Here is a 14063-nt window from a genome sequence, read left to right as displayed (position 1 = left end):
CGGGCCAGTATTAAGAAACCGCGTGCGCGCAGCTCTTCTATAGTGTAGTCGCGAAAAGATGCGCTGCGCAGATTTTCGCGTCTTCTCACTGCGGGTGCAGGGGCCGCAGCCCCTGCCGCCCACCGCGCAGGTGACTCTTCCTTCGTTCAGGGATGAACTAATTCAGCCTGCCCCGCGCCGATTTCGCGTGCTATGCGTACGCTATGGTCAACCGCCAGGATGTCCCGTACTCGCCAGCCTCGCCCGAAATCGCGCGACCTCCGCTCCCGGTAGAAATGCTTTTTGACGGAACAAAGCTAGCCCTAGAGCGCAGCCGTCCCAAAACCACCACGGAGAGTATGTTTTGCCCTTTTCGGCTCTTTTCGATCAGTCAGAATCGCGCTCGCCGCAATCTTCAGGTTGGCAAACTGAACCAGTACCACCTTGCCCATTTTGGTTGACATGAGGCGAAAAAAGAGCGAAAACAGTGCTGATGCCGGCACTGTCAAAACCCTCATGGAGCAACCCTTCAAGCCCGATTCAGGCCGTCAGGTCGCCCTCTCATATCCCGGCCGAAAGGCCGCAACCACTTGAATTTTCAGGGGTTTTTCGCGGCCATGAACTCACTCGCAAGGACCGCCGCCTAAGCTCCGGACTCGCCTCGCTCGACGCCCTGATCGACGGTGAAATCCCGCGCGGGCGAATCAGCGAAATCACCGGCCGCGCCGGTTCGGGCAAGACCTCGATTGCCGCATCGTTCGCCGCCTTCGCCACCCGCCGCGGCGAGGTCGCCGCATGGCTCGACGCTACGGGCGCCTTCGATCCCGAGAGCATGGCGGCTGCCGGAGTGGAGCTTGGCCGGATGCTGTGGGCATCGACGACGACGGCGTCGCCGATGGCGCGTGCGACTCTCCCGTACGCCCGCTTCGCCGCCGGCCCGCTCGCGCGCCATCAATCCGCGATCGTCAAAGCTGCGCAACTCGTGCTCGAAGCCGGCGGCTTTGGCCTGGTCGTCGTCGATTTCGGCGAAGCGCCCCGCCCACTCGCTTACGCGTCAGCGCTTCGAATCGCCCGCGCGGCCGAGCGCAGCGGCGCAGCCGTGATCGCGATCGCGCCGTGGCGGATGTGCGGGACGTTCGCGGCGCTGAGTATCGCTGCCAGCCGCGCCGACGCGTCGTTCAGCCGGCTCGCTCCCGGCTCACCGGCAATGTTCGACGGACTGGCGGTGGATGCGATGGTCGCGCGCAACAAGCTGGGCGCGACGGGGCGGCGCGTTCGCGTTCGCGCTCTCGTTGATCCGGTTCCGATTCCAAATCCAGCCGGCTTGCATCCGCAGGTTCGAGTTTCCGCAAGCAGCTAGCGCGGTGTCCCGATGGCTCGTATCGCGTGCATCATGGTCGCCGATTTTTCTATTGCGGCGCTGGTGCGCTCGAATCCCGCGCTGGCGGACAAGCTGCTGGCTATCGGCCGAAGCCTCGCGCCGCATGCCGAGCTCGACGCCGTGGCGCCGCGCGCGCGTGAACTTGGAATCCGCCCCGGAATGACGATCGCGCAGGCCCGCGCGATCGCCTCCGATCTGGCCGTGCTCCATCGCTCACCCGCCGCGGAAAGTTCGGCGCATTCGGCCCTGCTCGACGCGGTCGAATCGGTTTCGCCGGTCGTCGAGTCGGGCGCGCCGGGATGCGTGTGGCTCGATCTCGCCGGCCTGCATCGCATCTACAATGGCGAAGAAGAGATTACCGCCGAGCTGGCGCGATGCGTGCGCAGAGTCGGGATGGAACCCGCCGCCGGCGTCGCGGCCAACAAGGAACTGGCGCATCTGGCCGCGCGATGCGGGGGCGTGCGCGTGATCGAAGCCGGGCGCGAGCGCGAATTCCTGAAATGGCTGCCGCTCGACATGCTTGATCTCGGAAAATCGGATCGCGGCGACGACCTGGAGGCCACGCTCGCCCGATGGGGGATGCGCCGGCTCGGCGAGCTGGCGCGCCTCGATCCCGACGCGGTCGGCACGCGGCTGGGCCGTCGCGGCGTCGAGCTGGTCCGCCTTGCGCGCGGTGGAATCCACGCGCCGCTTGTGCCGCGCCGCCGCGCCGAGTTTTTCATCGAGACTATCGAGCTTGAATACGCAATCGAGAACCTGGAGCCGCTGGGATTCGTCATGCGTGCAATGCTCGAGCGGCTCGCCGAGCGGCTCTCGATGCGCGCGCTGGTCGCCGGCGATATCACGCTCGCGTTCGGGATGAGCGGTCATCGCAGTTTCAGCCGCCGGGTCGCGGTGGCGGCGCCGTCGAACGACGTCCGCGCGATTCTTACGCTCATCAACCTGAGTCTTGAAGCGGCGCCGCCCGAGGACGGCGTCGAATCGATTCGAATCGAGATTGCGCCGCGCGTCCCGCGTCCCGCGCAGACCGACATGTTCCTGCCTCCCAGTCCCGCGCCGGACAAGCTGCAGGCCACGATTGCGCGGCTGGCCGCGCTATGCGGCCCCGGCAACGTGGGCGCGCTGCGGGCGGAGAATTCGCATCGGCCCGAAGCGATGCGGCTCGATCCGTTCGCACCGCATCCGGCGCCGCCGATCCCCGAAGATGCGGCGGCGAAGAATGTGACGCAGCTGGTGATACGCGCGATTCGCCCAGTGCGGGAAATCGAGGTGATGTGCTCGCGGGAGATTCCGGAGTTCGTCCGTGGCGAGAATCTTGGCGCGCGCGTGATTTCGATCGCCGGGCCATGGCGGCGCGATGGCGAATGGTGGCTCGGATTCAATGGCGGGGATGAATGCGGCTTCATCCGCGATTATTACGAACTCGCGCTCGAAGATGGCGGCGTTTACCGCATCTTCCGCGACCTGAACTCGCACAAGTGGTTTCTCGACGGCGCCTACGACTGACCAATCGCGGCGAATCGCCATGAACTCTGGTTACGTCGAACTTCGCGCGCGCAGCGCCTTCAGCTTTCTCGAAGGCGCGACCACGCCCGAGGATCTCGCCGCGCGCGCGGCGGAACTCGGCTACGGCGCGATGGCGCTTGGCGACCGCGACGGACTTTACGGCGCGCCGCGCTTTTACCAGGCCGCGAAGTCCGCGGGAATCCGGCAAATCGTCGGCGCGGAACTGACGCTGGACGACAACTCGCGCCTCTACGTCCTCGCCCCGGATCGCAAGCGCTACCAGAATCTCTGCCGCATGATCACCGACGCGAAGATGCGCGTGCTCAATCCCGGCGCGCTCGCCCGCAACGGCGCTGCCGCTTTGCCCGTCTATCCCGCCAAGGGCGAGAGCCGCATCACGCTCGGCGATCTCGAACGCTACGGCCGCGGACTCATCTGCCTCGCCGGCGGCGTGATGAGCCCGCTGTCGCGCATGCTCGTTCGCGGCGAGCATCCCGGCGATCTGAGCCGGCGGCTTGGCGGGATTTTCGGCGCGGGAAATTTCTACATCGATTTGCAGCGTCATCTCGACGCCGGCGAGGAGCGCCTCAATCGCAAGCTCGCCGCGCTGGCCGGCGCGATGCGAATCCCGGTGGTCGCAACCAACGACGTATGCCACGGCGGCTCGGATCGCAGCTTGCTCGACGTGCTGACCTGCATCCGGCTCAAGACCACGCTCGAGCAAGCCGGCCGCGCGCTGTGGATCAACAGCCAGCGCCATCTGAAATCGCCCGCTGAGATGGCCGCGCTGTTTCGCGATCTGCCCGGCGCCGTCGCCGCCTCGCGCGCGATTGCCGAGCGATGCGCTTTCCAGCTATCCGACATGGGCTATCGCTTCCCCGACTATCCGCTTCCACCGGGAGAAACGCCGGACGGCTATTTGCGAACGCTCACTTATGCGGGTGCGCGAGAGCGATGGCGCGGCGCGATCGACGATCGCACGCGCGGCCAGCTCGAACACGAGCTCGGGATCATCGAGCGGCTCAAGCTGGCCGGCTACTTCCTGATCGTATGGGACATCGTCCAGTTCTGCCGCGAGAATCGGATCATGGTGCAGGGACGCGGCTCCGCGGCCAACAGCGCGGTGTGTTACGCGCTCGGGATCACGGCGGTGGATGCGGTCAAGATGGAACTCCTGTTCGAGCGCTTCCTTTCCGAGGAGCGCGGCGAATGGCCCGACATCGATCTCGACCTGCCCAGCGGCGACGATCGCGAGCAGGCGATTCAATACGTCTATCGCCGCTACGGCGAACGCGGCGCCGCAATGACCGCGAACGTGATCACCTATCGAACAAAAAGCGCGGTGCGCGAAGTCGGCAAGGCGCTGGGCTTTTCGCCCGAGCAGGTTGACCGGCTGGCCAGGCTCAACCAGGTGTACGAGTTCCGCGACCATCACGACGATCTCGTGGCGATGCTCAAGCGCGGCGGCGTCGATGCACAGGCGCCGCGAATCAGGATGCTCGTCGATCTCGTGCGCCGGATTCAGAGCGTGCCGCGCCATCTCGGCCAGCATAGCGGCGGCATGGTGATCGCCGCGCAGCCGCTCGATGAAATCGTTCCGCTCGAGCCGGCCTCGATGCCCGGCCGCGTGGTGATTCAATGGGACAAGGACGACTGCGCCGATCTCGGCATCATCAAGATCGATCTGCTCGGACTCGGGATGCTGGCGGCGCTGAAAGAAGCGCTTCCGATGATCCGCGCGCACGAAGGAGTCGAGATCGACCTCGCGCATCTGCCGCCCGACGACCCCGGCGTGTACGCGATGCTCCGGCGCGCGGACACGGTCGGCGTATTCCAGGTCGAGAGCCGCGCGCAGATGGCGACGCTGCCGCGGATGAAGCCCCAGCGGTTTTACGACCTGGTGGTCGAGGTCGCGATAATTCGCCCCGGCCCCATCGTCGGCAAAATGGTGCATCCATATCTCGATCGCCGCAACCATCGCGCGCCCGTCGAGTATCCGCATCCTTCGCTCGAGCCGATCCTCAAACGCACGCTGGGCATCCCGCTTTTTCAGGAGCAGTTGCTCCGAATGGCGATGACGGTGGCGGGCTTTAGCGCCGGCGAGGCCGAGGAGCTGCGCCGCGCGATGGGCTTCAAGCGCTCGGCCGAGCGGATGGAGAAAATCGAAGCCCGGCTGCGCGCCGGGATGCTGCGGAGCGGCCTGCAAGGCAATGTCGCCGACGATATCGTGCGCTCGATCACATCTTTTGCGCTGTACGGCTTCCCCGAATCGCACGCCGCCAGCTTCGCGCTGATCGCGTACGCGTCGGCATACCTGAAGCATCATCATCCGGCGGCGTTCGTTGCCGCGATGCTGAATTGCTACCCGCTCGGCTTCTATCATCCCTCGACGCTGGTGAAAGACGCCGCGCGCCACGGCGTCGTCGCGCTGCCCGTCGAGGTGACCCGCTCGAACTGGAAATGCACGATCGAGATTGTGGATCGGCGGCCTGCGATTCGCATGGGACTGCGATACGTCACGGGCATCCGCGAGGAAATCGCGCTTCGAATCGAAAGCGAGCGTGCGCGGCGGCAGTTCGATTCGATCGCCGATCTTACCGCGCGCGTCGGACCGAACCGCCGCGAGATCGACGCGCTGGCATACGCGGGCGCGTTCGCCGCCTTCGGCCTGGCGCGGCGCGACGCGATGTGGAATGCCGCCGCGGTAGAACGCGATCCCACCAGCCTGCTGGCGGGCGCCAAGCCGCGCGATGGCGAGGTTCCCCTGGCGTCGATGGCGCCGATCGATGAAACGCTGGCGGACTACGCCGCGACCGGCCTCACCACCGGACCTCATCTGATGACGTATCTGCGCGGCGATTTGAGCGCGCGCGGAATTCTCAGCGCCGACGCTCTCGCGCGCGCCAGGCATCAATCGTGGGTGAAGACCGCCGGCGTCGTGATCGTGCGCCAACGCCCCGGCACGGCCAAGGGCTTCCTGTTCATCACGCTCGAGGACGAAACCGGAATTGCCAACCTGATCGTCACGCCCGGCCTGTTCCAGAAAAACCGCCTGCTGCTGCGCAGTGCCGGAATTTTGCTGGCCGAGGGCGTGCTGCAAACGGTTGACGGCGTGACCGCGATTCGCGCGCGCCGCTTCGCGGAGATCACGCTTCCCGGCGCGCTCCCGCCGTCGCATGATTTTCATTGATCGCGCGATTTCACGTGCGAATCGACGTCCCGCCCGAACTAAAGGAGCCGACGGCGCACAAAGCGCGTAACCGGTTTTTTTGCTTAACGTACATTTAGAATAAGAGCGATCGCCGCCGACAAAGGTGGCCGCTACTCGCGTTCAAGGAGTTTTTTATGCTTTCCAAGTTCTCTCGCGGTCTCGTTCCCGTAGTTATGGCAGTCATCCTGGTCGTTGCGGTTGCTCATGTCGCTTCATCGAAATCAACCGGTTTTGGCGGCCACATGGGGCATCACGGCATGCATGGCGGTATGGGCGCGCTCGGCGTCCCGCTTCCGTTACTGCTGAGAACCGCCAATCTGACCGACGCGCAGAAGACGCAGATCCATGCCATCTTCCAGGCCCGGCGCGCTTCGCGAAAGGCTGAATACCAACAGCTCAAGGCCGCCAGGCAGGCAATCGCGGCCAAGTACACGTCAACCGGCACGGTCGCCGCCGCCGACTTGTCCGGCTCGGTTTCGACAATCACGCAGCTACAGGGTCAGATGACGAACGAGCAGATCCAGGACGCGATCGCGATCCGCAACGTGCTGACCCTGGCTCAGCTCGCGCAAATCTCCGCGACCAAGGCCAAGCTGGACCAGATTCACGCCGAGATGAAGGCGCTGTGGGCACAGGCCGGCAGCGATTCAACACCGGCCGAGTAGGAAATAAGCCGGCAACTCCCCGCCAGTTGGACGGGGTCGCGGCCAGCGGGCTGCGACTCCGTCCGGCAATTCGGATGGCGTCAACTCGGCGCCGGCTCAATCATCGACGGCGGTTCGATCTCCAGTTAAATTAGCATCGTGAACCGTCTCGCAGGCAAAGTCGCAATCGTAACCGGCGCAGCCAATGGAATCGGGCGCGCGATCGCGATCCGGCTCGCCGACGAAGGCGCAAAAGTGGCGCTGGCGGATATCCAGCTCGATTCCGCCGAGCAGGCCGCGGCGGAAATCCGCCATGGCGGCGCGGCCGCGATCGCGGTTGCGCTTGACGTCACCAGACTTGACCAGGCAATCGCCGCTGCCGATCGCGTCGAACGCGAACTGGGACCAATCGACATCCTGGTGAACAACGCCGGATGGGACGTCGTGCTGCCGTTCGTCGAGTCCACCCCCGATCTTTGGGATAAAGTGATCGCGATTAACTTTCGCGGCATGCTCAATTGCTGCAAGGCCGTGGCGCCGCGGATGCAATCGCGCGATGCAGGCAAAATCGTCTCGATCTCTTCCGACGCCGCCCGCGTCGGCTCCAGTGGCGAAGCGGTATATGCGGGATGCAAGGCCGCCATCATCGCTTTCTCCAAAACGCTCGCGCGCGAACTCGCGGCAAATCACATCAATGTCAACGTCGTTTGCCCGGGACCGACCGACACCGCTCTGCTCAGGAACGCGATGGCCGGGCGCGAGAAGGTTCTCGAATCGATGGCGCGTGGCATCCCGTTTCGCCGACTCGGGCAACCGGCGGATTTGGCGGGCGCGGTCGCGTTCTTCGCCTCTTCCGATTCGGACTTCGTCACCGGCCAGGTGCTCAGCGTGAGCGGCGGCCTGACCATGGCCGGCTGAGGCCCGTCTCGTCCGCACGAGATCTCCATACCCTCTCCTTGTCCGAGGAGAGGGTATGGGAGGGAGCAGGCGTTGAAAATTACCTTTTCAACAGCCTGCTAGCCGAGCGCGATTCCCGGCGCCGGGAACCTGCGGCACATCTCCGTGACTTCGGCCGCCAGGCGTCTCAGCGCCGCTTCATCGTCGGCGTGCGCGATCGCCTCGTCCATCCACTTTCCGATCTGCCGCATCTCCGCATCGCCCATCCCGCGCGAGGTTACCGCCGGCGTGCCGAGCCGAAGCCCGCTTGGGCTGAACGGCTTGCGCGGATCGTACGGGACGGTGTTGTAGTTGCAGACGATTCCGGCCGCATCGAGCGCTTTCGCCGCCTTCTTGCCAATCACTTTCTTGCTGGTCAGGTCGGCCAGGATAAGATGATTGTCGGTGCCGCCCGAGACCAGGCTGAATCCGCGCGCAAGCAGTTCATCGGCGAGCGTCGCGGCGTTGCTCACCACTTTTTTTGCGTACGCCTTGAACTCCGGCGTCGATGCTTCCTGCAACGCAACCGCGATCGCCGCCGTCGTATGATTATGCGGACCGCCCTGCAGCCCGGGGAAAACCGCCTTGTCGATCGCTTCGGCGTATTCCTTGCGGCACATGATCATCGCGCCGCGCGGTCCGCGCAGCGTCTTGTGCGTGGTGGTCGTGATTACGTCGGCGTACGGCACGGGACTCGGATGCACGCCGCCGACGATCAGTCCCGCGATATGTGAAATGTCGGCAAGCAGCAGAGCGCCGACTTCCTTGGCGACCTCGCTGAAGCTCTTGAAGTCCCACAGCCGCGGATACGCCGTGCCGCCGGTCACGATTATCTTCGGCCGCTCCTTGCGCGCCATCTCGCGGATCTGGTCGAAATCCACGACCTGACTCTCGCGATCCACCAGGTACTGCGCCGACCGCCAGAACGTGCCCGTGATGCTCACCGGCCATCCGTGCGTCAGATGCCCGCCGTGCGGGAGCGACAAGCCCATGATCGTGTCGCCCGGCTTGAGCAGCGCGAAATATACCGCGAGATTTGCCGGCGACCCGGAGTACGGCTGAACGTTTGCGTGATCGACCTTGAACAGCGCCTTGGCGCGCTCTACCGCAATCGTTTCGATCTGATCGATGTTGCGTTGACCCTCGTAGTAGCGGCGTCCCGGGTAGCCTTCGGAATATTTGTTGGTGAGAATCGATCCGGTCGCCTCAAGCACCGCTTTCGAGACGTAGTTCTCCGACGCGATCAGCCGGACCGAATCGATCTCGTAGCGCTCTTCATCCCTGATGAGCTGATAAATCTGCGGGTCAGTTTGCTTGAGTTCGTCCACACCGCACCTCCATTGCCGTCATCCAATGAGCCTATAGGCGCGGACCCAACGACGCAAAACTGGCGGGACAACCCACGATGGAGTTGTCCGCCAGTCGGCGCGCGAAAATTTTCGGGGCAGCCTGCTACTGCAGATCGGCCGGCGTCACCTTGGCCAGCCACGCGCGGAAATTGCCCTCGTAGCCGACCGCACGCTGGCGTTCGCGCACCCGGCGCAGAAGGCTCGCGATCGCTTCCGGCGCAAGTTTCGGCCGCACGCTCATCGCGCCCGCGATCTTCTCGGCCGACGCCGCCGCGTCCTTGCGCGCGCCCTCCGCGAGGTTCAATTTCTCGTTCGACAACCCCAGGTACGCCTCGGCCACGCGCATTCCAATCTCGGTTCCGCTCTCGAGCGAGTCCTTGATGTTGCCCTTGCCGGTGAGCACGTTTCCGGCCGCAAACACGGCGGTCGCACCCTCCATCAGCAGGCCGACTTTCTGATCGGCGTAGATATAAGTCTCGCCCTTCTGCGGAATTCCAGGAATCGGTTGCGGGATGCTTCCGATCGAACTGATCGTCAGCTTCGCCGGCGCGTCCTCCACCCCCTCCTCGACCGTCTTCACTTGACTGCCCGTGACTTCGGTGCGGTTGAAGTTCAGCCCGACCATCGCGCCGTTCTCCGCGATCACTTTGCCCGGCGCGCGCAGTTCGTGGAACTCGAACAGGAATTTGCGCTGCGCCTTGTCAACGATCTTCACCCGCGCCTGCCTGAGCGCGTCCGCGCGCTTGTCCGGCGTGCCGGCGGGAATATCCGACAGCGGCATGTCGATTACGCGCCGGCGATAATACAGCCTGCATGGCGCGATGCCGAGGTCGGCGTACTTCAGCCCCTGCTTATTCAGCACCGGCTCGATCCCTTCGCGCTCGAGCTCGAGCATATCGCCCTGGATACCACGCGCCTTGAGCCCGGCAAGCGCGTACTCGATTTGCACGACTTTGACCACGTCGATCGACGCGAGTCCCCCGCCAACGACCAGCGCTCCCGCAGGCAGCTCGTAGCGCGGGCCGTCGTAGGACTTTTCCGGATAGTGATTCCACCAATAGATCAGCTTGTTCTGATAGACCAGCCCGCGATCTATGTACTGATCCGAGCCGTCGATCGGAAGCGGGCGATCCTTCCATGCGCCGTTGGTCAGGACGATTCCACTGACTCCCCATCGGGTCCGCAGCTCCTCGAAATCGATATCGCGGCCCATCCCCGTCAACGGCACGTATTCGATATTGGGATGGTCGAGGCGTTTATTGATCTCCTCGTACTCATCGTGGCGCTGCTTGACGTGCCATCGCGGCAAGCCGTCTTCGATTTTTCCGTACGGCCGCGGATTCTGCTCGAACACGATCACGAGCGCGCCGTACCCCGCCAGGATCCGCGCGATTTCCGAACCCGCCGTCGCGCCCCCGATTACCGCCATCACGTGGCGCGCTGAAACATTTGCTGCATCAGTCATAAGGACTTTTAATTGCCTCCTGCGACATTCATAAGGCTATTTAATTATCGTCTGCGCGCCTGTCGCGCAACCTCAAGCGGCCGCAATTCTGCTCGCGCCGGCCGCCCCATGGTTCGTCTTGCGTGCCTGGACCTGCCGTGGTTTCCTTACCGGTGGTGATGAGTGTGGTGCGGACGGTGTTTGGGCAATTGCGGAAAATCGCGATCGTCTCCTCGATCGTCTCCTCGATAGTGCTTTTCGCGGGATGTTATTTCGCCCCATACTTCGCCAACCGCGCCGCAGGCGGCGGCACCGATGCGGCCGAGGGCGAGCAGCACGACGTCCCGTACAACGTAAATGATTCGTTCCTCCTGACCCAGGATGTGCTGCGCGGTGAGGGAGTTCTGTTCGAGGTCAAGCCCGGCGACAAACTCGTCACGCTGTGGAAGGACGCCGACACGGGCCCCGGCATCCTCGGCAGTCTCGTCGGCATGCATCCGCAGTATCGTTACGAAGTTGAAGTCTTGCCCAATGGCGATCGCAGTTCCCGAATAATCGTCAATGTCCGCGCCGAGGACATCTCCGACCAGGACCTCGACAAGTACAAGGCCAGCACGCGCCTGAACCTGTTCGGCAAAATCGACCAGCTCGCCGCGAAATTCCCTCCCTCCGGCGGCACTCCCAAAGAGGGCGGCGTCAACTACGCCCTGCTGCCCAACGAGGACTTGAAGGCTCTGGCCCGCCGCGCGACCGGCAACGAGGACAACTGGCGGCAAATCGCGAAGGATAACGGGCTCAAATCGCCCACCGACGCTGCCAATCTGCCCAGCGTCTGGATCAGGAACACGTTGCTGAGCGAGCCGAAAAAGGAAGCCCCAACTGGCAACTGAACCCAGGCCGCATCCACGCCGGGCCCGAAAGAACCAAATCATGATAATCGGCTCCCACGAAAAGCAATGCCTGCCCAAGCGCGCCCGGGCAGGCATCGAAACAAGGCTCTCTCGCTATCGCGGGGGGTCAGTCGCTGGGGAAGGACGCCTCGCTCGCGTCGTATTCCGGGCTCAGGCCGGCCGGACTTACCGCCGCTACCACAGCCAGAAATTGCTCGAATGTCATCTGGAGGTTAAGAAACCCGCCTTGGCAAAAGACCCATCCGTAGTAGTCCAGAATCTCGTCCGGGATCATCACCGGCAGGCGCGGCAGCGATGAAACAACCGGAAACGGATGCGGTTCGCCCTGGTTGATGCTATCCCAAACGCCAGCTTGGTCGGGCGCCCGGTCCGGCTCGACCACGCTTACTTCCCGTAAGGGAATTACTTTGCCTCTAGAAACTCGATTCATAAACAGCAGGACCTCCTGCTACCCTCACCATCATCCGGCCACTTTCCTCGCAATTGATTCTAGACCATGGGTTGAGCCGGTCAAGGAGCAAAATCGACATGTATTCACCTTTCGATGCGTTTCGTGGTCATGGGTGCCGACCGGCACAGGTACGCGCGAAAAGTCCAGTCCTCTCCTAAGGGCCTGAAAACATTATGTTTTCCATATTTCAGGCGATCGTTCTCGGCGCGGTTCAGGGCTTGACTGAGTTCTTGCCGGTCTCCAGTTCGGGCCACCTTATACTCGTCCCCTGGCTGTTTCGATGGCCGGATCCGGGGCTTGCCTTCGATGTAGCCCTTCACTTGGGAACTCTGTTGGCGCTGTTGATCTATTACTGGCGCGAATGGCTCGACATGGGACTGTCGCTGGCCGTTGGCAACCGCCTCCCGCGCCGCCTGCTGTTTCTATTGATAGTCGCCTCAGTTCCCGGCGCCATCATCGGCGTGCTGCTGGAGAAACAAGCCGAGACGACCTTCCGCTCGCCGCTGCTGATCGCGGCCACGATGGCAACTCTTGGGCTTCTTTTATGGGTTGCCGATTGGTATGGCTCGAAAAAACGCACCATAGATCACCTCACTTTCCTCGACGCCCTCCTCATCGGCCTAAGCCAGGCGTTCGCGATCATCCCCGGTGTCTCGCGCTCGGGCGCCACGATTACGACCGCCCGCATCCTCGGCATCGATCGCGCCGACGCCGCCAATTTTTCGTTCCTGATGGCGACGCCAATCATCGCCGGCGCCGGAATGCTCGAGGCGCGCAAGCTTTTCCATACCGGCCTCGCCGCTCAGCTTGGATGGGGCTTTGCGGCCTCGACCGTCTTCAGTTTGCTCGCGATCGTCGGCCTGCTGCGCTTCCTGCGAACCCACAGCTACAGGCCCTTCGCGATTTATCGAATCGTGCTGGCCGTGATCGTCATCGCCGTCGCCGTGGCGCGGATGTAATCGATGCCAACCGACACCTCGGCTGCGTCGGTGCCCCCGGTCGCCAGCGAAAACGCCACGGCCCGCCGCGCCCGAGCCTTTCAGGTCGGCCTGACGCTCTGCATCATCAACACGATCATCGGCGCCGGCCAGCCCGTGATCACGCGATGGGGTGCGGTGCATCTCGATCCCCTGCTCTTCTGCACCGGCGCCTGCGTGTTCGCCTCGATTTGCACGATTCCGCTTCTCCAATTCAGCGGCGAGTTGCGATTGATCGTGGACCCGCGCTATCGCGCGCGGTTGTTCATGATGGGGATGGCGGGAACCGTGATGACCAGCCTGACCCTCACCTACGGACTCACCCGCATCGGCGCGGTTGCCGGTGTGCTGCTGCTGCAAACCGAGCCGGTCTATTCGCTGGTTCTATCGGCGATCTTCGTCGCCGAGCGCCCGTCTGCGCGCCAGATGCTGGCGACCGCCACCATCCTCGTTGGCATCGGTTCGGTGTTCGGCGCCGGCGGCGCATTTTCACCGCTGTGGGCCGCGGCGATCATCTTCGCGACTCCTCTATTTTGGCAGGCGTCGCACGTGATCGGTCTGAAGGTGATGCCTCCGTTGACGCCGACCTCGGTCGCCGGCGGCCGATTTTTCTATGCGTCGATTGTTCTGACCGCGATGCTGCTGATATTGCGCCGCGACTCGCTGGTGCAACTCACCGACCTGACTTCGCTCAGCGTGATCGCCGTGACCGGCTTTTTTATCTATTTTCTGAGCGCGATCACCTGGTACGGCGCCATCAACCGGCTGTCCCTGGCGTGGACCACGGCGCTGGTCGTGCCCGGAATCCCGATACTCTCGATTCTGTTCGCGGTGATGTTTCTCGGCGAGCGCGCCACTGCCCGCGAGGTCGTCGGCATTCTCATTTCGGTCAGCGGCGTGCTGGCTCTCGTCCTCGGCGCCGATCCGCATCGCAAGCAACCTGTTTCCCAAGCCGCCGAGGCGATCCACGAACCCCTGATTTAAGAAACTGGACACAGACTCTGCGGTCGCTCGCTTTTTTGGTGTCATCCTGAGCGCAGCGAAGGATCTCGCGCGCCAGCGCGTATCGCTCCAGCACCAACATCCAGTTACGCAAAGCTCGCTTTGCTCCGGTGCAGGGGTCACCCCTGGCCGTGGCGACGGCAGCGCAGTATTAAGCCATTGGCAGGGGCCGCGCCCGCCAACGGCGGGCGGCCTTAATACCGGGTGAAGGGGTCACCCCTGGTCGTTGGCACGACGGGCCAGTATTAAGAGACCGCGTGCCCGTGGCACGG

At 63.6% G+C, this 14063-nt stretch carries 12 protein-coding genes; 8 read left to right on the top strand and 4 right to left on the bottom strand.

The genetic code is table 11. The features are described from left to right. Window positions 1–302 precede the first annotated feature (302 nt). Window positions 303–482 carry a hypothetical protein gene (locus VIO10_RS12500; protein ID WP_331964588.1) on the bottom strand — a complete coding sequence of 60 codons (180 nt, stop codon included), beginning with the start codon at window positions 480–482 and terminating at the stop codon, window positions 303–305. Here VIO10_RS12500 and VIO10_RS12495 point away from each other — a divergent pair. The 5 genes from VIO10_RS12495 to VIO10_RS12475 all read left to right on the top strand — a co-directional run bounded on the left by VIO10_RS12495 (window position 473) and on the right by VIO10_RS12475 (window position 7639). After that, complete coding sequence (locus tag VIO10_RS12495; protein ID WP_331964585.1) at window positions 473–1339, top strand: ATPase domain-containing protein; 867 nt, start codon at window positions 473–475, stop codon at window positions 1337–1339. The genes VIO10_RS12500 and VIO10_RS12495 overlap by 10 nt on opposite strands. Before the next feature lie 12 nt (window positions 1340–1351). Next, complete coding sequence (locus VIO10_RS12490) at window positions 1352–2866, top strand: DNA polymerase Y family protein (protein WP_331964582.1); 1515 nt, start codon at window positions 1352–1354, stop codon at window positions 2864–2866. 19 nt (window positions 2867–2885) lie between these two features. After that, complete coding sequence (locus VIO10_RS12485; RefSeq protein ID WP_331964579.1) at window positions 2886–6056, top strand: error-prone DNA polymerase; 3171 nt, start codon at window positions 2886–2888, stop codon at window positions 6054–6056. A gap of 263 nt (window positions 6057–6319) precedes the next feature. Next, window positions 6320–6742 (top strand): hypothetical protein, encoded by a 423-nt coding sequence (locus VIO10_RS12480; protein ID WP_331964576.1) that lies wholly within the window; start codon window positions 6320–6322, stop codon window positions 6740–6742. Between the two features lie 138 nt (window positions 6743–6880). Next, a complete protein-coding gene (locus tag VIO10_RS12475) occupies window positions 6881–7639 on the top strand; it encodes a 3-oxoacyl-ACP reductase family protein (protein WP_331964573.1) in 759 nt (252 codons plus the stop codon). 98 nt (window positions 7640–7737) lie between these two features. Here VIO10_RS12475 and glyA read toward each other — a convergent pair whose 3' ends face one another. Both glyA and VIO10_RS12465 read right to left on the bottom strand, forming a co-directional pair. Then, window positions 7738–8985: a serine hydroxymethyltransferase gene (glyA, locus tag VIO10_RS12470; protein WP_331964569.1), complete on the bottom strand. Its 1248-nt coding sequence runs from the start codon at window positions 8983–8985 to the stop codon at window positions 7738–7740. 124 nt (window positions 8986–9109) lie between these two features. After that, window positions 9110–10471, bottom strand: coding sequence for a hypothetical protein (locus VIO10_RS12465; RefSeq protein ID WP_331964566.1), 1362 nt, complete (start codon window positions 10469–10471; stop codon window positions 9110–9112). A 137-nt stretch (window positions 10472–10608) separates the two neighbouring features. Between VIO10_RS12465 and VIO10_RS12460 the strand changes: the two genes are divergently transcribed. After that, entirely contained in the window at window positions 10609–11340 is a 732-nt protein-coding gene (locus VIO10_RS12460; RefSeq protein ID WP_331964563.1) for a hypothetical protein, read from the top strand. A gap of 127 nt (window positions 11341–11467) precedes the next feature. Here VIO10_RS12460 and VIO10_RS12455 read toward each other — a convergent pair whose 3' ends face one another. Next, window positions 11468–11791 (bottom strand): hypothetical protein, encoded by a 324-nt coding sequence (locus VIO10_RS12455; RefSeq protein WP_331964560.1) that lies wholly within the window; start codon window positions 11789–11791, stop codon window positions 11468–11470. A 194-nt stretch (window positions 11792–11985) separates the two neighbouring features. Here VIO10_RS12455 and uppP point away from each other — a divergent pair, with 194 nt between their 5' ends. Together uppP and VIO10_RS12445 are read left to right on the top strand one after the other, a co-directional pair. Next, window positions 11986–12771: an undecaprenyl-diphosphatase UppP gene (gene uppP, locus VIO10_RS12450; RefSeq protein WP_331964557.1), complete on the top strand. Its 786-nt coding sequence runs from the start codon at window positions 11986–11988 to the stop codon at window positions 12769–12771. A 3-nt stretch (window positions 12772–12774) separates the two neighbouring features. After that, window positions 12775–13773 (top strand): DMT family transporter, encoded by a 999-nt coding sequence (locus tag VIO10_RS12445; RefSeq protein WP_331964554.1) that lies wholly within the window; start codon window positions 12775–12777, stop codon window positions 13771–13773. Window positions 13774–14063 lie beyond the last annotated feature (290 nt).

Origin of the sequence: Candidatus Binatus sp., from assembly GCF_036567905.1 — a bacterium.
Classification (GTDB): domain Bacteria; phylum Desulfobacterota; class Binatia; order Binatales; family Binataceae; genus Binatus.
This window is presented reverse-complemented; position numbering and strand designations above follow the sequence as displayed.

Coding starts and splice junctions, on each gene's coding strand:
- VIO10_RS12465 (WP_331964566.1), bottom strand. CDS start 10,471: ATGACTGATGCAGCAAATGTTTCAGCGCGCCACGTGATGGCGGTAATC.
- VIO10_RS12455 (WP_331964560.1), bottom strand. CDS start 11,791: ATGAATCGAGTTTCTAGAGGCAAAGTAATTCCCTTACGGGAAGTAAGC.
- VIO10_RS12495 (WP_331964585.1), top strand. CDS start 473: ATGCCGGCACTGTCAAAACCCTCATGGAGCAACCCTTCAAGCCCGATT.
- uppP (WP_331964557.1), top strand. CDS start 11,986: ATGTTTTCCATATTTCAGGCGATCGTTCTCGGCGCGGTTCAGGGCTTG.
- VIO10_RS12490 (WP_331964582.1), top strand. CDS start 1,352: ATGGCTCGTATCGCGTGCATCATGGTCGCCGATTTTTCTATTGCGGCG.
- VIO10_RS12485 (WP_331964579.1), top strand. CDS start 2,886: ATGAACTCTGGTTACGTCGAACTTCGCGCGCGCAGCGCCTTCAGCTTT.
- VIO10_RS12480 (WP_331964576.1), top strand. CDS start 6,320: ATGGGGCATCACGGCATGCATGGCGGTATGGGCGCGCTCGGCGTCCCG.
- VIO10_RS12445 (WP_331964554.1), top strand. CDS start 12,775: ATGCCAACCGACACCTCGGCTGCGTCGGTGCCCCCGGTCGCCAGCGAA.